At 37.6% G+C, this 24,203-nt stretch carries 18 protein-coding genes and 2 pseudogenes; 12 read left to right on the top strand and 8 right to left on the bottom strand.

Going from position 1 to position 24,203, the window contains the following annotated elements:
• The first annotated feature begins 108 nt into the window (after positions 1-108).
• Genes H6G08_RS23185 through H6G08_RS23205 form a run of 5 tightly spaced genes read left to right on the top strand, consistent with a single transcriptional unit; the run spans position 109 to position 7,866 of the window.
• Complete coding sequence (locus H6G08_RS23185) at positions 109-615, top strand: DUF8727 domain-containing protein (protein ID WP_190547181.1); 507 nt, start codon at positions 109-111, stop codon at positions 613-615.
• The gene (locus H6G08_RS23190; RefSeq protein ID WP_190547184.1) at positions 612-2,186 is read left to right on the top strand and encodes a DUF2357 domain-containing protein; all 1,575 of its coding nucleotides are present in this window, start codon (positions 612-614) and stop codon (positions 2,184-2,186) included. The genes H6G08_RS23185 and H6G08_RS23190 overlap by 4 nt, the downstream gene beginning before the upstream one ends.
• Positions 2,183-3,763: a hypothetical protein gene (locus H6G08_RS23195; RefSeq protein ID WP_190547186.1), complete on the top strand. Its 1,581-nt coding sequence runs from the start codon at positions 2,183-2,185 to the stop codon at positions 3,761-3,763. Before H6G08_RS23190 ends, H6G08_RS23195 begins: the two co-directional genes overlap by 4 nt.
• Positions 3,760-5,478 (top strand): phospholipase D-like domain-containing protein, encoded by a 1,719-nt coding sequence (locus H6G08_RS23200; protein WP_190547187.1) that lies wholly within the window; start codon positions 3,760-3,762, stop codon positions 5,476-5,478. Before H6G08_RS23195 ends, H6G08_RS23200 begins: the two co-directional genes overlap by 4 nt.
• Positions 5,479-5,481: 3 nt before the next feature.
• The gene (locus H6G08_RS23205) at positions 5,482-7,866 is read left to right on the top strand and encodes a hypothetical protein (protein ID WP_190547190.1); all 2,385 of its coding nucleotides are present in this window, start codon (positions 5,482-5,484) and stop codon (positions 7,864-7,866) included.
• A 600-nt stretch (positions 7,867-8,466) separates the two neighbouring features.
• Here H6G08_RS23205 and crtB read toward each other — a convergent pair.
• Both crtB and H6G08_RS23215 read right to left on the bottom strand, forming a co-directional pair.
• Positions 8,467-9,372 carry a cyanoexosortase B gene (gene crtB / locus H6G08_RS23210; protein ID WP_190547192.1) on the bottom strand — a complete coding sequence of 302 codons (906 nt, stop codon included), beginning with the start codon at positions 9,370-9,372 and terminating at the stop codon, positions 8,467-8,469.
• Between the two features lie 178 nt (positions 9,373-9,550).
• On the bottom strand, positions 9,551-10,714 hold the full coding sequence (locus H6G08_RS23215; RefSeq protein ID WP_190547194.1) for a DegT/DnrJ/EryC1/StrS family aminotransferase: 1,164 nt from the start codon (positions 10,712-10,714) through the stop codon (positions 9,551-9,553).
• An 864-nt stretch (positions 10,715-11,578) separates the two neighbouring features.
• On the opposite strand from H6G08_RS23215, the gene H6G08_RS23220 reads away from it, so the two are divergent.
• Together H6G08_RS23220 and H6G08_RS23225 are read left to right on the top strand one after the other, a co-directional pair.
• Positions 11,579-13,132: a GAF domain-containing sensor histidine kinase gene (locus H6G08_RS23220; RefSeq protein ID WP_190547196.1), complete on the top strand. Its 1,554-nt coding sequence runs from the start codon at positions 11,579-11,581 to the stop codon at positions 13,130-13,132.
• A gap of 380 nt (positions 13,133-13,512) precedes the next feature.
• On the top strand, positions 13,513-14,940 hold the full coding sequence (locus tag H6G08_RS23225; RefSeq protein WP_190547198.1) for an IctB family putative bicarbonate transporter: 1,428 nt from the start codon (positions 13,513-13,515) through the stop codon (positions 14,938-14,940).
• A 60-nt stretch (positions 14,941-15,000) separates the two neighbouring features.
• On the opposite strand, the gene H6G08_RS23230 is transcribed toward H6G08_RS23225, so the two are convergent.
• Positions 15,001-16,302: an RNA-guided endonuclease InsQ/TnpB family protein gene (locus H6G08_RS23230; protein WP_190547200.1), complete on the bottom strand. Its 1,302-nt coding sequence runs from the start codon at positions 16,300-16,302 to the stop codon at positions 15,001-15,003.
• Positions 16,303-16,586: 284 nt separating this feature from the next.
• The gene (locus H6G08_RS23235; RefSeq protein ID WP_190547202.1) at positions 16,587-16,868 is read right to left on the bottom strand and encodes a WGxxGxxG family protein; all 282 of its coding nucleotides are present in this window, start codon (positions 16,866-16,868) and stop codon (positions 16,587-16,589) included.
• Between H6G08_RS23235 and H6G08_RS23240 the strand changes: the two genes are divergently transcribed.
• Positions 16,867-17,004 carry a hypothetical protein gene (locus H6G08_RS23240; RefSeq protein WP_190547204.1) on the top strand — a complete coding sequence of 46 codons (138 nt, stop codon included), beginning with the start codon at positions 16,867-16,869 and terminating at the stop codon, positions 17,002-17,004. The genes H6G08_RS23235 and H6G08_RS23240 overlap by 2 nt on opposite strands.
• A gap of 22 nt (positions 17,005-17,026) precedes the next feature.
• Here H6G08_RS23240 and smpB read toward each other — a convergent pair whose 3' ends face one another.
• Positions 17,027-17,494 carry an SsrA-binding protein SmpB gene (smpB, locus tag H6G08_RS23245; RefSeq protein WP_096646403.1) on the bottom strand — a complete coding sequence of 156 codons (468 nt, stop codon included), beginning with the start codon at positions 17,492-17,494 and terminating at the stop codon, positions 17,027-17,029.
• A 477-nt stretch (positions 17,495-17,971) separates the two neighbouring features.
• On the opposite strand from smpB, the gene H6G08_RS23250 reads away from it, so the two are divergent.
• Positions 17,972-18,655, top strand: coding sequence for a response regulator transcription factor (locus tag H6G08_RS23250; RefSeq protein WP_190547206.1), 684 nt, complete (start codon positions 17,972-17,974; stop codon positions 18,653-18,655).
• 14 nt (positions 18,656-18,669) lie between these two features.
• On the opposite strand, the pseudogene H6G08_RS23255 reads toward H6G08_RS23250, so the two are convergent.
• Positions 18,670-19,257: pseudogene (locus H6G08_RS23255) on the bottom strand (RNA-guided endonuclease InsQ/TnpB family protein); the annotation flags it as partial.
• A 43-nt stretch (positions 19,258-19,300) separates the two neighbouring features.
• Positions 19,301-20,074, bottom strand: a pseudogene (locus H6G08_RS23260) (RNA-guided endonuclease InsQ/TnpB family protein); the annotation flags it as partial.
• Positions 20,075-20,257: 183 nt separating this feature from the next.
• Between H6G08_RS23260 and H6G08_RS23265 the strand changes: the two are divergent.
• From H6G08_RS23265 to H6G08_RS23275, 3 genes are all read left to right on the top strand, one after another.
• Positions 20,258-20,410 carry a DUF6717 family protein gene (locus H6G08_RS23265; protein WP_190547207.1) on the top strand — a complete coding sequence of 51 codons (153 nt, stop codon included), beginning with the start codon at positions 20,258-20,260 and terminating at the stop codon, positions 20,408-20,410.
• 323 nt (positions 20,411-20,733) lie between these two features.
• Positions 20,734-21,684: a methylated-DNA--[protein]-cysteine S-methyltransferase gene (locus H6G08_RS23270; protein WP_242046248.1), complete on the top strand. Its 951-nt coding sequence runs from the start codon at positions 20,734-20,736 to the stop codon at positions 21,682-21,684.
• An 88-nt stretch (positions 21,685-21,772) separates the two neighbouring features.
• The gene (locus H6G08_RS23275) at positions 21,773-23,983 is read left to right on the top strand and encodes a sensor histidine kinase (protein WP_242046249.1); all 2,211 of its coding nucleotides are present in this window, start codon (positions 21,773-21,775) and stop codon (positions 23,981-23,983) included.
• On the opposite strand, the gene H6G08_RS38265 is transcribed toward H6G08_RS23275, so the two are convergent.
• The gene (locus H6G08_RS38265; RefSeq protein ID WP_277877816.1) at positions 23,953-24,075 is read right to left on the bottom strand and encodes a hypothetical protein; all 123 of its coding nucleotides are present in this window, start codon (positions 24,073-24,075) and stop codon (positions 23,953-23,955) included. The two genes, H6G08_RS23275 and H6G08_RS38265, sit on opposite strands and share 31 nt — an antisense overlap.
• Positions 24,076-24,203: the final 128 nt, after the last annotated feature.

The raw sequence follows: 24,203 nt of genomic DNA on the forward strand, positions 1-24,203 counted from the left end.
CCTTCAACAAGTTTTTCAATGAATCTGTTAATTCCATTGACACCTATGTACATTCAAAAATCGAATCATCATTGAATTTACTACAAAAAGGGAAGGAAGAGGTTGCCGTTGGCAACCTCTTCCTTCCCCACCAGAATGATTATCATTCTTATAAGTTGTATATTTTATTCTCTGGAAGTCCCTAGACCTTCAGGATATTTAGCTTACTCTGATTTTAGGGCTTGGGTGAAAACACCAGATCCTCATTCTCAAGTTGTAGAGAAAGTAAAATCTTATCTCGATCGAGCAAATCAAGTAATGGAAAAAATGGGACATCCTTTTGCTCATCGTGTTTATCAAGCAATTACTCAGTATGTGGTGAACTATCCAGGAGTTGACAACACTAATTCAGCAGCTTTTAAGTTTGCTATTGCAGATCAGTTTGGACAAAAACTGCTACCAAAACTACGAGGAGTGATGATTGATGAGTTTGCAGAGGAATTGGATCAATTAAAAAACATTATTGCAGAAATTAACGATCAACCGTTGATTGTAGCATTTGAAAAAGCCCGTGCAGGGCGTTACGGACAATTTCAATGGCAGGGTTTAGTGTATCAAGATGAAGCAGTAAAATGAGACTCTATCCTAGCTTATTTGCTTATTTAAATGAGTCTCCTGTACCTATAGGGACTCTATTACACCCACGCGATCGCCCAATAATTGCACTAGATCCAAAAGAGGAATTATCCGCATCATCTTTTTTAATTCCGATTGCTGATAGAGTCTATGAAATTGCTTTCCCCTATCTAAAACCAACAGATATCAGTCAACATCCGCAGCAGTTAGAGTATGTTTTTCCTGTAAAAATTTCTGGACACATATATCATCTACATATCACTGATGAAGTTCTAGATATTGAGACTATCAAAGATACACAAGAAATTACAGAATGGGAAAATATCTTAGAACAACGTTTAGACAATACAACGTCTTTTCTCATCCGAATTTTAGTGGGAAATTTTACCAATATATTTGATAATCATCAAAGTAGACAGCCGACAATTCTCGTTAGCCAATTACAACAAAAGTTAAATCAATTTAATGTTGATGAGGCGAATATACCTATAGTAATTAGCTTAGAACGCCGTTATCAACTCCGGCGCAAATTAGAAGCGATCGCCTCTCATCTTCGTCACCAACTCAGAAGACAAGCAGAACTCATACCTTTGGGTAGAATTCAAGAAATGGATAGCTATTGTTTGAGAGACTATATCCGCCGTCCTGGTTCAACTCCAGCAGAAAAGGCGGGAGCCAAACAACAGTTAATGGGCATTCAAAGATATCAAGATTTTAACACGGCAGAAAATAAATTTTTGGTTTATTTTAGCCAAATTTTATATTTTAATTGTTACCAATATCAACGGAGTGGTGCAAGTCAATATCTCGAAGAAATCCGCAAATTTAGTTTAACAATTGATTTATTCAAACAACAGCCAGTAGTTCAAGATATACAAGATAGGCGATATCAATTTACTAAACCTAACTATGTCTTACAACAAAACCCTATATATAGAAGCTTTTATCAAGCTTACTTAGAATACATTCAAAAAAAGTACGAAAAAGAGCGTTTATGGTCATTTCGTAATTATTTACTTGCTGATTCTATCTATGTTTTATTAACCGCAGCCCTATTACGTTTTCAAAACATAGGTTTCGCTGCTAACCTTAAGATTACTGGTACTAGTGTTCCTGAACAAGGGCGCTATATTGATAAACGAGAAAATCTAGCCGTTAAAGTATTTCTGAAAAATCAAGTTTACGTCTTTAGTTTGAAAAAAACATCTGAGGAATTTTCAAGTGATTTACTACTCACTGTAGACATTCATCAATTAGACTCAGCGCAATTAGAATTTCAGCAATTAGTTTTTCCAATTTGGGTATTTTGGTATCGCCCAAGTAATAACGCACTCACTCAAATCAATCAATATTTAAACAATTTAATGAATGTCCATAGTATTAAAAAAGCCTGGATATTTTATTTACAAGTACCGCCAAATCAATTTTCTCCAAACGGAATTATACAGTCATATACTAACAGCAAGCTGACAGTAGTTCAATTACCAGATATCATCACAACACATGGGTTTTCACAAATTTTTGTGCTAATAACACATCTAATTCAAAGAGCGCTAGAGTTTCCGGTATGAATGAGCGAGAATTTTGGGGAGAATTACAGCAACTAATTTATCAATCTAATCAAACACCAGAAATTGCACAAGCACAATGGGAGAGATTAGTACAGCTACATAATTACCCCACTTTACCAACGCAATTAATTATCCAGACAATTTGTCATGGTGCGGTTTATTTAAAAGAGCGATCGCAGTTAAATTTTCCAGCGATTAACTCCAATATTCCTCTAAGTGCTAATCAAACTTTAGCCTTAGAAATGGCTTTATCAAATAGTGCGATCGCATTAATTGTTGGTTCCCCAGCTACAGGTAAAACTCGCATTGCTCAAACTCTAGCCCATACTGCAATTAACTTTTCAAAACGAATTTTACTTTTAACTCATCACCATTCTACTCTTAACGCCTATCGCAATTTACCAGGTTATCCTTTCTGGCTAAATCAGCAGCAAGATTATCAGAGTTGGGTAATTGAACAACTATATTCTCAACATTTATCTCAGCCACAGATGGATTACTTACCATTACATCTGTTACCAGATAGAGAATTAGTAAAACTCAGAACAACAGCAAAATTAGAAAATTGGTTACCCATTATTAAAAATACTCCACAAGCACAACTGACTGAACAGTTACAGCCAGAATTTCCTGATTTAACAAATGACAGAGTTAAACTGCTAGCTTATCGCCTCAAACAATTAGAACCATTATTACAACAGCAATTAAAACTAAGTCAACTTTATGCAAATTTATCTTTACAGGGAGTTACAGAACTTGTTTCACAAATCAGTGAAAGTCCCCAGATACCAATTGTAGGTACTGTTGCTGAATTTATGCAAATTCAACATCAATCCTTATGGCACAATAACTTTGATTTAGTAATTGTGGAGGAAGCAGAATATCTAAGTAGGATAGAATTAATTTTACTATCTGGTTTAGCTAATAAACTCATTTTGTTTGGCAATATAAAAACCAAAAATCATCGTTCATCTAATGCAGGTAAATCATTTTTTAGCAGATTTACCCAAAGTTTTCACTACCTAAATCAGCACTTGCTTCCAAGCTACCGCTATCAGTTAACAGAACAATATCGAATTCATCCAGAAATATTTAAAATTGTTGAGCCAGTCATCTGCGATCGCTGGATTCACACAAAATATTCCCGCCAATATTATCATATTCCACAATTAACAAATAGATTAATTTGGCAAGATGTTCCCAATCAAAAAGCAGGTGAGAAAATTATTCAATTTATCCAAACCTTAAATTCGCAACTCAGTTCTCAAATTGGTATCGTTACATTTTGCACTCAAGCGCGAGATTGGCTAACAGCTAACTCTCCCACAGACTTTACAGAACTATTTATTGGTACAGTAGGAGAATGGGCAGGAATAGAACGTGCGATCGTGATTATAAATTTTCCAGAAAGTCTCGAAAATTTGACTTCATCTGATATCAATATAGCTTTATCCAGAGGACAAGACTATCTAATTTTATTTGGTGATTTCGATTTCTGGAGACAACTCGGTTCACCACTAAGAACTTTATTATCGCAACCAGAACTATACAAAGAACGCGGAGTGGTTTTATCATGAAACTTCAGTACCAACTCCAAGGTGAATTTCATCGCATTCAGTTGACTGGTACAGACTCAATTCCTGTTTCACTAGTCGATATCATCCGAGAAATACAAGCAGTAGCAACACAAAACCGCACGCGCACCCCGCAAATCTTACGTCAATCTTTTGGATTAAATTTTATTCCAGAACCTGTTTTAATTAACTTGTTAAAACAAGCGCAGGGAGTAGCAACAGAAAATCAACTATATCAAGTATCATCCTTGCAACTTCTTCACCCAATAAAATCTCAATTAGAAACACAGGTTGCAAACACATACCGTTATCAATTTATTTCCCCCATAGCCAAATTAAATCTTACCCCAGACAATCCACAAATTCCTGTCTGGATAGGTAACAATTCAGTGCAAACAGGAATTTATACTTTTACCTTAGAAAACCCTTATTATCCAGACTTATCTGATACTTTTATTGAAACTATTTGGCAATCTGCTGTAAATTTTTGGCATGATTTACCAGATATTAATAAAATACATTTAGCTTTACAGTCTCTAGATTTCAATAACTTTTCTATTCTCCATCCTGAATATCCTGAGCTAAAAATATGGATTACACAAGAGGATTTATCTTTAGAGTTAAGAGAAGCAATTACATATCTGCGATTATATGTAAGCGAATCCACGGATTTATCACAACCTGTCCAATTACTTATTCAAAATTATCAACATCAATATAATCAAGTACCAATTGTCAACCTATCCGATGAAATTAGTCACGATCCATCTTTATCTCCAGGATTTAGATTGATAATTGGTAGAGATAATAGTCGTTCTGCGTTAAACACAATTATTTCTACCGCCCGTCAATTCTTATTAATTTCCAGTTACATCATTGAAGATGAAAATTTAACAGAATTAATTTGCAAAAAATCACGCGAGTTACCTTTAGGAGTTTGGATTTTAACTGACTTGAGGAATGAAGTCCTTGATAGAATTGATACTGAAACATCAATTAATGTATCTGTACCAGAAATTTATCAATATTCTGATGAGCTAAAAAAGAGGTGTTTAAGAAAACTATTACGTGATAATGTTCGCATTCGTAGTGGCGCGTTTCATTTAAAAACCTATATTTCTGAACAATATGCTTATTTAGGTTCTGCAAATATCACGAGAGGAAGCTTAGATTTTAATATTGAAGCAGGTGTAGTCACTCGTAATTATGCTAATCACGAACAATTAATTAATTTATTTCGCAAATTTTGGTACAAACGTAGCCGAGATGAAGTCATACCAGATACGAGCTATGATGGTTTTCGTCTCCGTTCTATAAATCGTTATGCTGATGACAGATATGAGCATGATCCTAATTTATTAACACCACGCCAATACCAAAAAGATTTAATACAACAACTGAGCCATTTTCAGGGAAAGGTAAAAATTTACAGTCGCAGCTTCCAACCATCTCCAGAAATAGCAGCATATCTAAATTTATTAGACACACACATATTTGTTGATTCGCAAATTCCCGTTAATCAACCAGGATTTAATGTACGCAGAACCAATAGACTTCATGCCAAAATTACTCTTTTAGGTAATCAAGTCGCTTATATTGGCGGAGTTAATTTTAATTTTAGTAGTAGGGCATTGTCACTACATGATTTGATGTATAAGACTAATAATAAACAAGAAATTGATCAACTAATTAAAAATCTTAACTCATTAAATATTTAATTTATGACTAGATTATTAAATTTAGAATCTTACATTGAATGTTGCCAATATTCTCAACTATTTGATGAGCCACTTCAGCCATTAGTTCCCTCACCTGAAGATTTACCCAGAGAATACAAAAAATTATTACAAAAATATTTCAATCATCCCTATATTCAAGAAGAAATAATCAATGCAAATTATCCCCAAGAGTTGACAATCAACCGCAATAACATAGATTACTTCTTGGTAGGTACAGAACTAACTCAAGCAGAAAAACAGCGCTTATTCATTATCCGAGATACAGTGGATTTGATGACGCTGAGTATGAGTAATTTTTTAGAACATCGAGACGGTTATTTATACAGTAGCGCTTATCATTACTGGAATTATTATTCTCAAATTAGCCATCAGCAAATAAATAAATCTTTAATTTTTGTTGAGCTAGATAATTTTGGTATCCTTAAACTAATTCCCGTTGATTTATTTTGTCCCGATAATAGCCCTTATCAAGTTCCAATTCTTCAAACTCAAAACGCCATAATTCTTGATTCAGCCTACAATGGTCAAGAAACATATCAAAGCATTTGTATAAGTTTAGCAGTAAAAATTCTAAAAGATAACTTTCCTGTATTAGCTGATAATATTGATACGGTTAATCACCTAAATAATTATTTACAGAAAATTTCTATTTTTAAGATTATCCAGCTTTATATAAATGAAAAAACTATAAATTTTGTTACAGAGATTTTATATAATCAACATATTTTTTATAAAAATGTAACTTTATCAATAGGTGCGATCGCAAATATTGTATCCAATACAATCAATATTCAATATCTCAGACAACTTGCTAGTCAGCATCCGCAATATCAATTTGCATTAGTCACACAATACAATATTTTTGCACATATCCAGCAACTACTACCAGAATTTATCTGTCTTAACCCCCTATCTCTACAGTTTCATCAAATATGGGAAGAAAAAATTCAGTATAATTTCCCGCTTTTTGGGATTTATCTCGATCAAATAGAATTCGCCATCGGTATTCCAGATGATCAAGGGAGAGTATCAAGACAATGGATTCAATTATCTAATCCAGAAGATGCTATTTCTTATGAAGGCGATCGCAAAGTTTTAATCGGTAATATTCCCAGTTTAGATCAGAATTTTTTCCGCATCAAAAATAAAATAGCTAATTTACCTATTAAGGTAAATGGTGAGGATTACTGTAAATATAGGATACCACAAGACTATAAAATTGAAATTAAAGACTATGAAGGTACTGAGGATGTCCGCATAGGTATAGAGTTTCATCTGCAACCTGGTTCTTTTCCTGAACTTAAAGTTACAGATATAGATGGTAAATATAATAATATCAATACTTTTCTGGCAGATAGAATACAAACATCCTATAGCTATATTCCACTTGCAAAAATCACTAGCACTCGTCAGCAAGAATCTTTAAATCAAATTGATAGATTACAAAAATATCAAGATTTTATAGAATTTAAAATGGCTTTACTAAATCTCTCAAAAGAGTTAGATACTCTTTCAAGAGTACGCTTTGAGAGAGCAAGTTTTATAAATTTAAATGATCTACTTAGCAAAGCATCTAGAATAATTAATAAGAATAGTGCTGGATTATATGCACTGCAATTAATTAATACTGTATCCAATCAGTCAGTTGTTAGTGAACTGAAAGAAGATATAAAAAATACTAAACTTCATAGAATAGTTGATTTAATAATTGAATTGATAAATTTGTCCAATTATACACAATTGAATACCATACAAAAAAATTGTCTAAATACAGCAGTTATTTTCATCGGTAAATTTTATTATTTCTCAGAAAATATTTTAAAAGAAAATTTATTTGATATAAAAATCTTTAATAATATTAATAAAATTCAATATCTTACTTCAGGCAATGAATATTTGCAATTGCTTGCTAAAGTGGCAATAAATTTAAGACAGCAAAATGAGTATTTTAATTGGTTTCATTCTTTTTATAAACTAGAAAAAAATAAATACTTATGGGGGTATAGTCGTATTTTACTTTGGTATTATAAGTTTGATTTTTCAGTTAATTCTCTGAATTATCAAGAACATTTTAGCTTAATTATGGAATATTTACTTAGTAAACCACATACAGGTTTTGATTATACTTATAAACAAAATGCATTTTTGTCTTTGTTGTATTTATTATCATTCCGTGAGCATGATAAAATATTTTGCCAAGATGGTTCAATAGAGAATTTAACAGCTAAAAGAGTTATTGAACATTTCAAACAGGATAGAATTATCCTTAAACAAGTAAGCACTGAAAAACCACTCAATCAATATTTCTATGAAATGATACAGGGAACTGCAACTGAAGATGATTTAAATAATATTGTGCAAGCTTAAATTTTGCATGAATAAGTAGGTCGCTGGCTGTCATTTTACATAAGTTATAGTTGATTTATTTAATTTATAGTTCTCTGATAACCTACTTTTTTAAGAAGTTGGGTATCTCTTAGAAATAATTGAAAATTACAAAATCAGTTAGTAACTTCCAAAGAAAAACAATATCCCAATCATTAACTTACTAAACCTGGGGACATACAATTTTTTAAATACCGAATAAATTTGTAGTGCGAGCATCTTGCTCGCTTTTGAACACCAGCGAGCAAGATGCTCGCACTGCGAAATATGGATAATTTATTTTTTGTAAGTCCCCTGCAACTCATAGGGGCGGTATCACCCACCTGTGTTAACTTACGCTCAAAACCTTTATCTATCTCGTTTCCAGCCGGAGGCTGGAAATGCATATTGTGAGACTCTGCCTCGAAAGCTGATAAATTGAGGCAGAGCCTCACGATTTTCGCTCCCACGCAGAGCATGGGAGCTAGATGAAATGGGGATTTCACGCTAAGTTGACACCAATGGGTATCACCCCGCCCCTACAATTTGGGATAATTTATTTTTTGAAATTTCCTTAACTAAGTAAAAAAGAGGAAATTTTATCTATATTTCTGTTTCAGTCTCTGCTTCTAAGTCTATATCTGAAACTGTAGCAAAATAACTATTAATTTTATTCAACAAAGGCACTAATAAAACCAACATACAAGCAGAATATAAATCACCACCCCAACTATCATGTAACCATTTAAAAGCGGCTTCTTGACCTGTACCATGAAAAAATGTCAATGCAGTGTTGCGAATAATATTGGCACTAATACTAATCACAACAGCAATGATTAAAAACCACTGGGTTGTGCGGCGTGAAGATAAAGCACCTGTCCAATAAAGCAACATTAAGCTGACATATAGAGTAGTAAATAACATTTTTAGCCCTGCACAATAAGGTGCAACTTCTACAATTCTTCCTCCTACAAATAAATTTATGCCTTCAACATTTACTTCCATACCAAACTGATTGAGTATAAACCCAGCCGTACCAGCTATGAAACTTTGCAATGGTAAAGTGTAAGGCGCAATCAGATAAGGTAATGACGTTGGGGTTGCTAAAAATATTAGTAATAGCGGAAATCTTTGCAATTTTAAACCTGGGATACCTTTGAACCATAAACACAATCCGGCTAAAATAGCGGGTAAGGAAAGGTTAACCCACTCAGTTACACCGCTTAAATAAAATACTCCCCCAATTAATAGTAAAACAGCGCCAAGAGGATGAATGATATTTGGTAGCCTTTGCCATTGTTTGCGTTGTAGCCATACTAGATAACTAGCGAAAGGTAGCCCGATTAAACCGTGGCTAAAATATTCGTGTTCTGTACTAATATTTTTATGCAACCAACCATCAACCCAATGTAGTAATATCGGCGCATAAAGTAAGATTAAAACGCCTAAAATTGCTAGATTAAGTAATTGCTCTGTATTCCTAATTTTGAGATATTGTTGTATTGCCATAATTTTCAGCAATGCAAAATTTATTGCGCTTCGCGTGTCAGTTGTTAGTAGGGGCGGGTTGATGCGAAATCATCCTTAAGCAGCGAAGATATCTGTGAACCCGCCCTTACAGTTGTTTTTGGAAGGAGTCTAATACCCGAACCCAAGAGTGGGTGGTTTTTAGGTGTCTAGGAAATAATTAAAGGCATAATAATTGTTGTGAATTACTAAGTATTGATGCGATCGCACTTACAACTTCTGTAATTTCACTACTGCTTAAACCTGGATACATGGGTAAGGATAATATTTGCTTGGCTAATGCTTCTGCTTGGGGAAAATCTCCCGGTTGATAGCCTAAATGAGTAAATGCTGGTTGGAGATGACAGGGAATGGGGTAATGAATTCCTGTCTGAATTCCTAATTCTGCGAGTTTGTCTTGAATTTGCTGGCGTGCGAAAGTACAAGAATCATCAATTTTAATCACATAAAGATGATATACATGCCCGACATCGCTGTGATTTTCTATAGGAGTAATCCCAAAAGATGCTAAGGGTAATAATTCTCGATCGTATTGTTGAGCAATATGATTGCGATCGCAATTCCATTTGGCTAAATATGGTAGTTTCTCTAGTAATACTGCTGCTTGTAAAGTATCTAAGCGACTATTTGTCCCCACTTCAACATGAAAATACTTTTGCGCTGCGCCATAATTCCGCAAACGCACCATTTTTTGAGCTACATCTGGATCTCGCGTTAATAACATTCCCCCATCGCCAAATCCTCCTAAATTTTTGCTGGGATAAAAACTAAAAGCGGCTGCTATTCCCACCGAACCTACAAAATATCCTTCTCTTGCTGCTAAATGTGCTTGTGCTGCATCTTCAAAAATTAGTAGGTTATATGTCTGAGCAAAATCTAGCAACTTTATGGGTGATACCATTTGACCATATAGATGTACAGGAATAATTGCTTTAGTCTTTGGTGTCACTAATTTTGCTGCTGCTGCTAAATCAATTAAAGCTGTTTGGCGATCGCAATCTACAAAAATTGGTTTAGCACCAGCTTGTAGTACGCCAATTAAGGTGGCGACAAAGGTATTAACGGGTAATAAAACCTCATCACCACTACCAATATTACAAGCCTGTAAACCGAGTGCGATCGCATCGGTTCCTGACGCCACGCCGATACCATATTTTGCACCAGAAGCAGCTGCAAATTCTCGCTCAAAATCTGCGACTGCTTGTCCTAAAATAAAATTTCCTTGAGATACTACAGCCTGGATTGCTTGCTCTAACTGAATTTGTATCGGTTGGTGTTGCAAATTTAGATTAACAAAAGGAATTTTAATACTGCTTTTATTCATCACTATATATCCGGGGAATTTCAATCTTTAAATCGGGAAAATCTTGCTGCTGTGGAGGAATTGTTAATTTTTACTTTTATTAATTAAAATATTTTATAAAAATATTTAATTATTTGACAAAACTACCCATTAGAGATATCAGTTATATTTGACAGCATACTAATTATGCTATTTAACTAAATATTTATATAATGATTCTTCTAGCCAGGATATTTGTCCTCACCTTAGAAAAATACTTGTAAATATTTATTTACTTTATTCATAATCTATTGATTTTCCTTCAGTAGAAACGATGAAATAAATTAATAAATTTTTCTTATTTAAGATATGTACTGAAATGATAATTTGTTGTGCAAAATCCTTAAATCTCTAATTTTAGATAGGCTATTGTAGAATTTTTTAGCCAAATACTATGTTTTATATGCAGAAAATCCCAGCCAAAATAAATAATTTAAAGTTTTTGGACAATTTTATCGACAATATTATTCATATTTCCAATTATGCTCATCGGAAACTCAATAGATAACTATTTTCAGTAACGAGCGCTGAATATATACAAAGTAAAAGTCTGAATAGACATCAGCATGGTAAACTTTATTTTCCATCCTTGCTGTTATGTTACCCAAGTGAAAACCAAAACTAACGCTGTCTAGTAGTAAAAGCTAAATTAATAGTGATTCTTTGAGTGCTTACTCGAATATTTACTGATACTCTTTACAAACTCACAGAAGAAAATAAAAAATTTTGCTCGAAGTTTGTTTATCTGAGGTGAATTTGGGGAATGCTTAAAAATAGCAAATAATAACCCACAAGAAGTGGTTATATAAACTCCTGTATCAAACAATTATCAAGGTCATGGTGGCAATGGTAGAGCCTGAAAACAAATTATCTGCTCTAAAAGATGGTTGGACTTCCCAAGAAACAAGAGAGAAACAACGCCTAGAAGCCTTATCCGAATTAGGTTTGCGGCAATCAGAAACAATTCCTGTCTTTGAAGAAGCAACTCAAACTGCAGCTCATTTTTTGGAAGCACCAATTTCCATTTTAGGATTTGTCGATCAAGAACGTCATTGGTTTAAGTCCGCAGTCGGTTTATCGAGACTGGGACTAATGAATCATTTAGCACAAAGCCGTCAATTATTACGCCGGGAATCTTTTTGTACCCAAGTAGTAGACAGCTTTCAAGTTTTAGTCATAAATGATACACATAAAATTACAGATCCCGTACTCGCCTCTAGTAAGTTAATTCAGGATTATGGCATCCGTGCTTACTTGGGAGCGCCATTAATTGATGCTTCTGGCCATTGTCTAGGTGCATTAGCGGTAATGGATTTAGTACCCCGTAATTTTACTACTCGTGATATTGAATTTTTACAAATCATCGCTCGTTGGAGCATGAGCGAATTTGAGCGGAATCGATTGCTCAAAGCTAAGTCAGAAGTCAGTGTTGGGCAAAACACCCTGAGTTTACCATTTAGCGATCGCCCTAACACGGAAATCAAAATTACTTCACCTGCTTTAGAACCAGATTCTGTTTCTACTAAACAACTCAAGCTGGAACTATTAGCACAGCTAACTCAGGAGTTACGCACACCCTTAACTTCTGTACTAGGTATGGCTAGCGTCTTAGGGAGAGAGATATACGGGCCATTGACAACTAAGCAAAGAGAATATCTCGATATCATCCAACACAGTGGTCGATATTTACTATCCTTAGTCAATGAAATTACTGAACTAGGCGCAATGGATGATGGTTCCAACGAATTGAATATTGCTCCTGTAGATATTGAAATGGTTTGCCAACAAGCGATCAATACTCTAGAAGAAGCAGCCAATCGTCGCGAGCAAGATATTCGTCTATCTATTGAACCAGGACACAGCCGCATTTGTCCTTTAGATAAAGATAAAGTCAGACAAATGCTGTATCACCTAATTTTTAGCGTGATTCAACTCTCTGCTACTGGTAGTGTGGTGCGAATTCATGTTTCTTACAAAGAAAACATGCTCAATATTACAGTATGGGTTTCACATCCTTGGCTAGGAGACGGTATTACTGAGGTCGATCCTTATTTTCGTCTCAGTCCCTTGTCTTTGCTGGAATTAACCGGCGAGACAGGAAATTATAATCTCCATTTAGACAATCACGAATCTGTCAGCAATTTACCTCTAGTGGTGGAAACAGCCAACCACTTGAGCGATTCTCACTCAGATGTCATGACGATGAATGCAGCAATGGATGTGGCGCAACCACGTAATAATTTGTCTCGCGAAAGCTTAGGTTTATTACTTAGCTGTCAGCTAGCTGAATTACATGGTGGACAAATCGCTATTCAAGGTTCTCCAGAATCAGGATATCGTTATGTGTTGTCTTTACCATTGCAAATAGCAGCTTCTTCAGAAGTAGTTAGTGATGTTTAAGCAGTACATTCCAGCCTGCTAAACAGTTATCCAAAATTTTTCTTTTCACCTTCCCGTAAATCCAACTTTCACCTTTAACAAGCAGCGCAATCTGCGCAAAGTTTTGTATATCGTCCAACTCGCAGACTTGAACTCATCGCTCCGCGTCTATCAATAGACGCAAAGACGCGGAGAATATTAACTCTAAATAGTTATTCCCGCTATTTAGCTCGTTGTTGGCGAAATTTGCCATAATCGTTTAGTTTACACCATTCCCAGTGATTTTTGCTAGAGAATTGCTTCACATCTGCAAGAAAAAACAAAAGTTGTAGACACGGTGACATAGATTATGATCGAGTCCAAGTTCTTTGAGGGCTTGCTAATCAGTCACAGCGTGTTTTATGAATTTAGTCTGGCAAAGATTTACGTTATCTTATTTCCGAGTCCAAGATTATTTTGCTACCAGCTACATCCACCGTGCTTTGGTGGGGCTGTTATCGTCTTGGCGACAAAGTAGTATCTTGCTCCAGTGGGGAGATACAATAGCGGCTGCTTTACTCAGCTTAATTTATCTTCTAGCACCGTTTGTTTCGACCACTTTATTAGGGTTGTTACTGGTAGCTTGTTTTGGATTTTGGTTGTTGCTGACTTTATCCGATGATGGCACATCAACCAATAGCTCATCTTTTACCCCAATTCACTTGCTGGTATTAGCCTATTGGGCAATTGCTGCAATCGCTACAGCATTCTCTCCTGTAAAAAAGGCGGCGTTGAACGATTTAGTGACTTTAACGCTATATTTGCTGTTATTTGCTCTATGTGCTAGGGTGTTGAGGTCTTCCCGCTTGCGGTCTTGGCTAATAGTTCTCTATCTACATGTATCGCTCATTGTCAGCGTGTATGGATTACGACAATGGTTTTTTGGCGCAGATGCTTTAGCCACTTGGGTTGACCCTACTTCGCCTTTGTCTAAAACTACAAGAGTTTACAGTTATTTAGGTAATCCCAATTTATTGGCAGGGTATTTAATCCCAGCAGTTGTGTTTAGTTTAGTAGCAATTGTTGCTTGGCAAAGCTGGTATAAGAAAGCACTAGGATTAACAGCATTGATAGTTAATAGTGCCTGTCTCGTCCTTACTTTTAGTCGTGGTGGCTGGATTGGCTTAGTAGTATCAATATTAACGGTAATGGCATTGCTCATTTATTGGTGGAGCGTGCAAATGCCTCCGTTTTGGCGTACTTGGTCGCTGCCAATTATTTTAGGAGGTTTAATTGGGGTCTTGGTGCTAGCTGTAATTTTTATTGAGCCTGTGCGATTGCGAGTTTTTAGTATTTTTGCCGATCGCCAAGACAGCAGTAATAATTTTCGCCGCAATGTTTGGGATGCGGTATTTGAGATGATTCGCGATCGCCCGATTTTAGGTATCGGGCCAGGTCACAATGCGTTTAATAAAATCTATCCCCTTTACCAGCGTCCCCGTTACAGTGCTTTAAGTGCTTATTCGATTTTGCTAGAAATTGCTGTAGAAACTGGCTTTATTGGTTTAGGCTGTTTCCTATGGCTGTTGGTTGTAACTTTTAATACTGGTTACATGCAATTACGCCGCTTGCGCCAATTGGGAAACAGAGAAGGATTATGGTTAATTGGTGCGATCGCTTCGATGGTAGGTATGTTGGCCCATGGAACTGTTGATACTGTCTGGTTTCGTCCAGAGGTAAATAGTCTCTGGTGGTTAGTAGTGGCTATAATTGCTAGTTATTGGACACCTTTAAGCCAAAACCAGAGTTTAGACCGCAGTTCAGCTAGTCCCGAAGCCGCAGCAAACTAAAATTACTCAAATAGGTTAGTTTTAACACTCCACCGCCCTATAAGGGCGGGGATTCTTGGTTCACAGTCCAATCTTACCTTCGCAGGATTGCTCCAACGAAGCTAGAGGATCAAACTCCCCAAGCTTATAAGCTCCCGTGTGCCCCACGGTACCCTTCGGGTTCTTCACTTTGCTTATGCCGGGAAACCCGTCCACCGCAAGTGACTCACCTAATCCCTTTTGCAAGATATTGATAGCAGCATTAATGTCCCTATCCGCAACAAATCCACAATGATTGCAAATATGAGTTCTGGTTGATAGAGACTTCTGCACTTTTTCACCACAGTTAGAACAATTTTGGCTGGTATGATGGGGAGCAACAGCAATGGTTATCTTCCCGTATTTATAACCAAAATAATCTAGCCAAGAGCGAAACTTTGACCATCCTGCATCACTTATCGACTTAGCCAGATGTCGATTTTTAACCATGCTTTTAACATTTAAATCTTCATAGGCTACTAAGTCGTTAGACTTGATTAAGCGGAGTGCCACTCTCTTGACAAACTCTTCTCGCTGCCTACTTACCCTTAAATGTTTACGGGCATATCGCTGCCTAGCTTTGTAATAATTTCGGGACTGTGGATTGCCTTTTTTGCACTTGTTAGATTTTTGCCGATTTAAGCGATTAAGTTGCTTTTCTCCCTTGCGGTAGAATTGTGGATTGGGTTCAGTATTGCCTTGACTGTCTGCCAAGAAATACTTGATGCCCACATCAACACCCACCGCTTTTTGGCTAGGAGTTATTGGCTTAACCGTATCTCTGGGGTCTAATTGCACCGAGAATTGCACATAGTACCCATCGGCACGGCGTACAATTCTGACTCGCTTGATTTGCTCTAGTTGATAAAAGTTTAAGTCTCTAGTGCCTATCAGCTTCAGAGTACCTATTCCTTTGTTGTCTGTGAAAGTAATATGCTTCCTATTTTCTGACAGTTTCCATCCAGAGACTTTATATTCAACAGAGCGAGTATTTTTCTTGAACTTTGGATAGCCGAGCCACTGCGTTGGACGGGTTTCCCGGCTTGAAGCAAGTGGCGTTTTCTTGCCTGGAATTTGCTTCTTGCAGTTATCGTAAAAGCGGTTAACTGCTTTTAAAACTCGCTCAACAGCAGTTTGACAAGCATGAGAGTTTAAGTCCTCCACAAACTTAAATTCCTTCCTTAACAACGTGTTATATCTAAACATTTCTGTCTTCCCAACACCACGATTATCCATCCAATAACGCAGCACTTTATTTCGGACAAACTGAGATGTCCTAATTGCTTCATCAATGGCGGTTAGTTGTTGTGATTTTGGATTGACTTTAAACTCGTAGCTCAACACGTTTGATACTGGAATGGCTGGTATCAAATACTATAATAACACCAAGCCGTCCTATAAGGACGGGGCTTGTATCCCATTTTTTTGGTCAAAGAAGAGGAAAAGGGGCAGGGGGCGGGGGAGAACCCCATAAAAAAATTTAGCCTTGCCTCTTTTGGTCAAATAATTTTGGATTGGTTTCCCCAAACAGATGTGTGAATTTTACCGAATCGCCAATCCAAAATCAGCATTATTAATCAAAAACTGACAACTAACTCTCGATCAACTCTCAACAAATTCTTAATTGCTTAGTCTCTGTAGGTTGAAGTCCCTGGGGTGCTGGGATCGCGATAACGGGTTGGTTCATCGTCACGTTTTTTACCTGTTAAACCAGCTAGACCTAACAGACCAAGTAATCCCAACCAACCCCAATCAAAATCATTGCGATCGTCAATTGTAGTGGTGGTAGTAGTGCCGGTTCCGGGATCGGTAGTGGTAGTTTGGGCTTGTACGGGCAAAGTTAAAGATAAAACCGCCATACTCAACGAGAGAACACCAGCGCTCATCAGTTTAGTAAGTTTGCTTGTCATGGTAAAAGTTCCTCATCCCATCCAAAGTTACTCACCACTTTATCGAGTTCGAGAAAGAACAAAATCAATCTCTGGCGATAAACTCAGCTTGTACTTCACTCTGGCTGAAGATATAAAAGTAGCTTTTTACTACTGACAATTTGGATAGTGAAGTACAGCTAATAATTTTTCATTGCTCGTTCCATATCTCGCTTATCCTGACGTTTTTTCAGGTCTTCGCGCTTATCGTGGAGCTTTTTACCTTTACCAAGGGCAATACTGACCTTAACTCGACCGCGCTTGAAATACATCTTTAAAGGTACTAAAGTTAAACCCTGCTGTTCCACTTTGCCAATTAGCTTGCGGATTTCCTGACGGTGTAGTAAAAGCTTCCGCGTCCGTCGTGGTTCGTGATTAAAATATTGACCGCTAGCAGTGTACGGTGAAATATGCGCGTTGATTAACCAGGCTTCGCCATTGCGAATCAAGGCGTACCCGTCTTGAAGATTGACTTTTCCAGCCCGAATTGACTTGACCTCTGTGCCTGTCAGCTGAATTCCGGCTTCGTAGGTCTCCAGGATTTCATACAAATAACGAGCTTGTCGATTGTCGCTAACTACTTTGTAACCGTCACTTTTATCGCTCATGGAAAATCGTGCGTACTGAAAATGTGTCTAAAAAATTGTTTGAGTTGGTAGAAAAATTGATTTAGTCTGTGTTAAATCAATATAAATGCTTAGTCTAGAGATAAGACTTATCTTACTAATTTAACTTTTTCAACCTCGCAATGAAAAATTTTCCGGCAAATTTTTTCTCCACCAGACTGTTGATCTAGTAAATTTAATTTACAGTAGGGTAAAAGATTACTCTATCTTATTGGTTATTTGTTATGAAGTGCTACATTATTTATCTTTGCCCAGCAGTAGAATGGTCAGTTGCGTTAAAATTTATTAACAATTTCTAAAGAATTAAGATTTTCTTTATAAATCAGTGCTACAGCAGTAATTAGCTGGTAATCCTGTCATAGTATGAAACATAAGAGCACATCATTCTTGCCTGTGTTCGCTCATAGTGCTCAAACAAGCCAATTTGTTAGTAAAAAAAATGCTAGGGGTGTACTTTCCATGCCCTTGACGATCCTTGTAGTGGATGATGATTTGGGCACTCGGTTGTCGATTAGTGATTATCTTGAACTGTCTGGCTATTCAGTGATTACGGCTAATGATGGTCAAGAGGCTTTACTCATGGTTGAGGAGTACCATCCTGATTTGATTGTCACCGATATTGTCATGCCAAGAATGAATGGTTATGAGTTGGTGCGGCGAGTGCGGCAAAAAGCAGAGTTCCGGTTGTTACCTGTAATTTTATTAACAGCGCGTACCAAGACTCAGGAACGGATTCTGGGCTATCAGTCAGGCTGCGATCTCTATTTACCCAAACCTTTTGAATTAGAAGAGTTAGCAGCCGCTATTCGGAATTTACTGGAGCGATCGCAAATCATTCAATCTGAGTATCGCTTTTCTCATACAGAAAATTTGAGCAATTCCCCGCAAATAAAAGCTGTAGATGCTCATTCTGGAGAAATTACTCAAACTCAAAAATCGGAAATGCTCTCAGCTTTAACTGCCAGAGAACAAGAAGTTCTAGAACTGTTGACGCATGGTCTTTCTAATGCCGATATGGGTCAACAGCTACACCTGAGTGCCCGTACAGTCGAAAAGTACGTCAGTAGCTTATTGAGAAAAACCGCAACCAGTAACCGAGCCGAACTGGTTCGTTTTGCCATTAAGCATGGTTTAGTCGAATAGCCGCTTTGATAAACCTACCCAAAATTACCCAAGTCTAGACTTAACTGGACACTGGTTATTTTGGTGTTAACTTCCTGTTTCATCGTGATCTTAGGATGACTCCTAAGAGGTTTGTCCACTCCGCAGGCTATCCCGGTAGAGCTTACCGTTTCTGACCTTTCAGGAATAAAAATATTCTCAAACCATCGGTCTATGTTTTTAGCTGCGTTTAAATCTCTGTCTTCAATGTGACCGCAGTCAGGACAGACATAAACGCGGTTTTTTAATGGCATCTTATGGCGATGCTGTCCGCAATTAGAGCAAATCTGAGAACTAGGAAACATCCGAGCAACCAGAATCAATTTACTGGAAAATTTCTTAGTTTTGTACTCTAATTGACGCTGAAATTCATGCATACCGCAATCAGCAATTGCCAGAGCTAATTTATGGTTCTTTAAGAAAGCTAAAAGAAGCAAATCTTCTATCTTAATAACGCTGTGGTTTTTAGCTAGATAGTGAGACAATTTATGAATTGAGTCCTTACGGATGTTTGCAACTTTAGCCTGTAGTTTAGCCGGCTTCTTAACAGCTTTGGCGCGATTCTTGGAACCTTTTACTTTCTTGCTTTTTTCCGCTCGCCCATTTCCCGGTTACCAAGTAAACTACCTACACTGTACGCGAAGCGTCAGTGTAGGCTTTTAGTAGCCCTGAACTATCCGTACACAAAGTACAGCACAAACAGTTCGAGCCTCTGGGCGAGTTTACAAAATTCACCCCAATAGCAGCAATATTTTTTGCCCCGTTTAAATCAGCGTCACCACTCCAAGAACAAGCTTCATTAGTACATTTGAAACGCTTGTCAGAACGCAGTCCAATGTGCAGGCATTGATGGCAAGTTTGACTTGTCCAAGCTGGAGGAACAGCAATTATCTCTACTCCAAATTGGATGGCTTTGTATTCCAAGAAAGAACGCAACTGATAAAAAGACCAAGAATTAGAACGCCTACGCTCTGTCTGATTTCTTGGTTTTTGATTAGTCCTTTCACGAATACCTGTTAAGTCCTCAATTGCTACTGCTGCATTATTTTTTAATGCGTTCTGAATAATGGACTTGCTAATGTTGTGGTTTAGCCACTGTTGAAATCTTCTCTCCCTGCCCGACAACCGTTTCAAAATCTGCCTTGCCCTGCGGCGAGTAGACCTTGTGCCTTTCGTGGCAATATGCTGGAGAGAACTTCTTACTCTAGAAAATTTATCTCTAACATCGTTAATTTGTTTTCCATCCCACTTATCACCATTGCTAGTTACAGCAATGTCTCGCCTTCCGAAGTCAACACCAATTACATTAGTTGATTTGATTGGTTCTGGTGCTTCGTCTTTAATTTGAATGTGGATGTAGTAGTTACCATCACGATGTTTACATAACTGTGCTGACGTTATTTGTTTAAAACTCAACTGTTCCCACTCCCTCAACAAAGAGCGGTTGTTATTAGTCGCTTAACGTTTCGTTTTTAACCCGCAATTCCTGAGGCAGTGCGTTGGGCGGGTTTCCCGACTTGTAGCAACTGCCGTCTCGACACTGACCTGAGTACAGGTTCAGTGTGAGCCTCCTTGCGGGAATAGGTGAAATTTGATTGGCGACGGGAGGAATATGGCGGTAATTGGTACTATAACGCAGCTTTGGAAATGGAAGGGTGGCTTTGTCCAGCTTTATTAAAATATTTTCCAGAAGCACCACAAGAATTTTACGCTCAATGTAAAGCGATCGCTCTTTAAAAACTCGTGAATCAAGTATACAAGTTGTAAATTAAGTTTTCTAATTTGTAAATCAAGTATACAAGTTGTAAATCAAGTTTTCTAATTCGTAAATCAAGTATACAAGTTGTAAATCAAGTTTTCTAATTCGTAAATCAAGTATACAAGTTGTAAATCAAGTTTTCAATTCGTGCATTAACTTCACAATTCGTAAATCAATGTTTTCAGTAAATAACTTGATGCTGTAAAGATTTTTCCGATATTTAGGCTAATTTTACTTGATTAATCAATGTTTTCAGCAAAATTTGCAATGCCGCTTAACTGCAATAGGCTAGCGGCGTTACATGTTTGACAGCGCAAGAAACGGGTGGTTTTTCCGTGACTCCATCTGTAAAGTAAAAAATGCGCCAGATTTTATAGATGCAGTCGATATGATACATCCCAATATTGTAAATGCTGAGGACAGCAAAGACTACAGCCGTATAGCTAAGGCGATCGCATTTATCCAAAAAAATCACCTCAAGCAGCCAGATTTGGCAACTGTAGCCCAGCAAATCGGTTTGAGTGAATCTCATTTTCAAAGGTTATTTAGTCAATGGGCGGGTATCAGCCCTAAACGATTTTTACAATATCTGACTGTGGAATATGCTAAGGCAAAAATTAGCGAAACTAAAAGCCTTTTAGATTTAACCTTAGATGTAGGGCTATCCAGTCCGGGAAGATTACACGATTTGTTTGTCAAATTAGAAGCCGTGTCTCCTGGTGAATTTAAAACTGGGCGAGCAGGTTTACAAATTCGTTATGGCATTCATGAGACATTATTTGGTAAATCCCTATTAGCTACAACTCCTCGCGGGATTTGTAACCTATTTTTCTGTGATGATACAGACGAGCAAAATCCCGCAGAAATACTGCGCACATCTTGGAAAAATGCCGAAATTATCCCCGATTCCCAAACTACTCAACCTTTACATGCACAAATTTTTCATCCTTCAACTGTGAATCTGCGTCAACCATTAACCCTATTAGTCAAGGGTACTAATTTTCAGATTCAAGTTTGGCGGGCATTATTACAAGTGCCCTTTGGGGGAATGACAACTTATCAAAATATTGCGCAATTAATCCAGCATCCAACTGCTGTGAGAGCCGTGGGTAATGCTGTGGGGAAAAATCCCATCTCTTATATTATTCCCTGTCATCGTGTAATTCGCGAATCGGGAGAACTAGGCGGTTATCACTGGGGTTTGGCGCGGAAAGCGGCAATTTTAGGTTGGGAAGCTAGCCAGAGAATTTGAGAACCATTGAGGATTTGGGAATTATAAAGCTACTATAAGTTGCCATATTCTCCCGCATCTTGCTGAAACCATGCCTTTGCGCTTTCCCATGTTAACTGATCGAGTAACACTCCGCTTGATTCTTGTTGTTCCCTTTGTGCTACAAATTTTTGCGGCGGTGGGGTTAGTTGGCTATTTGTCGTTCAAAAATGGTCAAAAAGCTGTGAATGAGCTAGCAAATCAGTTGATTGATAAAGCAGGACAGCAAGTTGATGAACGGTTGAATACCTATTTAGCCTTACCAGTACAACTAAATAATATTAATATTGATGCGATCGCCAATCAAGAAATAAATCTCAACGATGCCATCAGTAGCGAGCGTTATTTTTGGCGACAAGCCAAAGAATTTAGAAATCTTAACTATATTGGCTATGCTTTAACGGATGGGAGAGAAGCCGGTGCAGGGCACTGGGTGAAAGGCATTGATTTATTATTGTATGAAAATCAGGGAAAAGGTAGAGCCTCAGACTACCTTGCAGATCGTCAAGGTAAGCGCGCGCAACTTTTACAAAGCTATGACTATAATCCCTTAACCGAGCCTTGGTATCAAGAGACAATCGCCGCCGGAAAACAAATCTGGAGTCAAATCAAAGCCGCACCCATTACTAAAGTTGCTGTGAGTGACAAGGGAAAAACTTTGAAATTGCCGGATAATCCTCTGGATGGGGGAATTGAATATTACATTGCGGTTTCGGCTGCGGCTCCATTTTACGACGCTAACCGGAAGTTACTGGGCGTGATGAGTATCGATCTCACATTGACGAGTATTAGCGATTTTCTCCGCCAAATCCAAGTTAGTCCTTCTGGGCAAGTATTTATTATAGAACGCAATGGTAAATTAGTCGGCAGTTCTGGTCAGCGTCCCATCTTATATAGGAAACAAGAGCAAATCGATCGCTATAGTATTTTTGATGCTCCCGATCGCCTGATTCAAATTGTCGGCAAAGATTTACAAATACAGTTTCCCACATTACAAGCAATCCAGAAAGAGCAGGATTTTAATATCTTCTTCAATAAACAAAAGCAGTTTGTGCAAATCAAACCTTGGCGAGATAAGTACGGTTTAGATTGGCTAGTGGTGGTAGTAGTACCGGAATCTGATTTTATGTCACAAATCAATGCTAACAATCACACTACTATGTTGCTGTGTATTGTGGCTTTGATGCTAGCCATTGTTTTAGGAATGTATACTTCCCAGTGGATTACCCAGCCAATTTTACGCTTGAGTCAAGCCGCTAGAGCGATCGCCAATGGTAAACTCGATCAAGCTGTCCCTGGTTCCAACGTCCAAGAATTGAATAATTTGGCGCAGACATTCAATCACATGGCGCAGCAATTGTACGAATCATTTCTGAAATTAGCTCAAACTAATGAACAATTAGAACAACGAGTAGAAGAACGCACCGCCGAACTCAAAAATACTCTCCAAGAATTGCAGCAAACCCAAGCGCGGATGATTCAATCAGAAAAAATGTCTAGTTTGGGACAAATGGTGGCGGGAGTTGCCCATGAAATCAATAATTCGGTTAATTTTATTCATGGCAATGTGAATTTTGTCAGTGAATATACACAAGAGTTATTAGAGTTAGTGCAACTATATCAAATAGAATATCCCGATGCTACAGCCGCAATTCAAGAGAAAATTAGCGATATTGATTTAGACTTTGTCAGCGAAGATTTGCGGAAATTACTCGCATCCATGCAAATCGGCACCGAACGCATTCGCGAAATTGTCAAATCACTGCGCAATTTCTCCCGCTTAGACGAAGCCGAAATTAAGGAAGTAGATATCCATGAAGGCATTGAGAGTACCTTGTTAATTTTGCAACATCGTCTCAACCCTACAACCGATGCTGCTGCGATCGCTATTATTCGCGAATATGGTAACTTACCCATAGTCGAGTGCTATCCCGGACAACTCAACCAAGCTTTACTGAATATTTTTGCCAACGCCATCGATGCACTAGAAGATATTCACCATCGTTCCCGACAAATCACTATCCGCACCACAGTTATTAATACTCAGTTTGTGCAAATTGCGATCGCAGATAATGGCATAGGAATGACAGAAGACATCCGCCAACGCATTTTTGACCCTTTCTTTACCACCAAACCAGTAGGAAAAGGTACAGGTATGGGGATGTCAATCAGCTATCAAATCATCACCCAAACCCATCACGGTAAATTAGACTGTTATTCTACCCCCAATGTCGGTACAGAATTACTGATTCAGATACCTTTGCGACAGATGGATCTGTAGATATAGCTGTTGACGGTTGACGGTTGACGGTTGACTGTTGACTGTTGACGGTTGACTGTTGACGGTTGACGGTTGACTGTTGACCGACTCATCGCCAAATAAAATCCCTCAGAGGAGGACTGAGGGATTTACCAGGAACGCGTATTGAGATCAATATACAATACAATTGTACTATACACGGGGAATTTTATTTAAGGACTGCCAGAAAATAAATTATCCA

The sequence above is a fragment of the Calothrix anomala FACHB-343 genome, assembly GCF_014696435.1.
Classification (GTDB): Bacteria; Cyanobacteriota; Cyanobacteriia; order Cyanobacteriales; family Nostocaceae; genus Aulosira; species Aulosira anomala_A.

Coding starts and splice junctions, on each gene's coding strand:
- H6G08_RS23190 (WP_190547184.1), top strand. CDS start 612: ATGAGACTCTATCCTAGCTTATTTGCTTATTTAAATGAGTCTCCTGTA.
- H6G08_RS23195 (WP_190547186.1), top strand. CDS start 2,183: ATGAATGAGCGAGAATTTTGGGGAGAATTACAGCAACTAATTTATCAA.
- H6G08_RS23200 (WP_190547187.1), top strand. CDS start 3,760: ATGAAACTTCAGTACCAACTCCAAGGTGAATTTCATCGCATTCAGTTG.
- H6G08_RS23205 (WP_190547190.1), top strand. CDS start 5,482: ATGACTAGATTATTAAATTTAGAATCTTACATTGAATGTTGCCAATAT.
- crtB (WP_190547192.1), bottom strand. CDS start 9,372: ATGGCAATACAACAATATCTCAAAATTAGGAATACAGAGCAATTACTT.
- H6G08_RS23215 (WP_190547194.1), bottom strand. CDS start 10,714: ATGAATAAAAGCAGTATTAAAATTCCTTTTGTTAATCTAAATTTGCAA.
- H6G08_RS23220 (WP_190547196.1), top strand. CDS start 11,579: ATGGTAGAGCCTGAAAACAAATTATCTGCTCTAAAAGATGGTTGGACT.
- H6G08_RS23225 (WP_190547198.1), top strand. CDS start 13,513: ATGAATTTAGTCTGGCAAAGATTTACGTTATCTTATTTCCGAGTCCAA.
- H6G08_RS23240 (WP_190547204.1), top strand. CDS start 16,867: ATGGTAAAAGTTCCTCATCCCATCCAAAGTTACTCACCACTTTATCGA.
- H6G08_RS23235 (WP_190547202.1), bottom strand. CDS start 16,868: ATGACAAGCAAACTTACTAAACTGATGAGCGCTGGTGTTCTCTCGTTG.
- smpB (WP_096646403.1), bottom strand. CDS start 17,494: ATGAGCGATAAAAGTGACGGTTACAAAGTAGTTAGCGACAATCGACAA.
- H6G08_RS23250 (WP_190547206.1), top strand. CDS start 17,972: ATGCCCTTGACGATCCTTGTAGTGGATGATGATTTGGGCACTCGGTTG.
- H6G08_RS23270 (WP_242046248.1), top strand. CDS start 20,734: ATGTTTGACAGCGCAAGAAACGGGTGGTTTTTCCGTGACTCCATCTGT.
- H6G08_RS23275 (WP_242046249.1), top strand. CDS start 21,773: ATGTTAACTGATCGAGTAACACTCCGCTTGATTCTTGTTGTTCCCTTT.
- H6G08_RS38265 (WP_277877816.1), bottom strand. CDS start 24,075: ATGAGTCGGTCAACAGTCAACCGTCAACCGTCAACAGTCAACCGTCAA.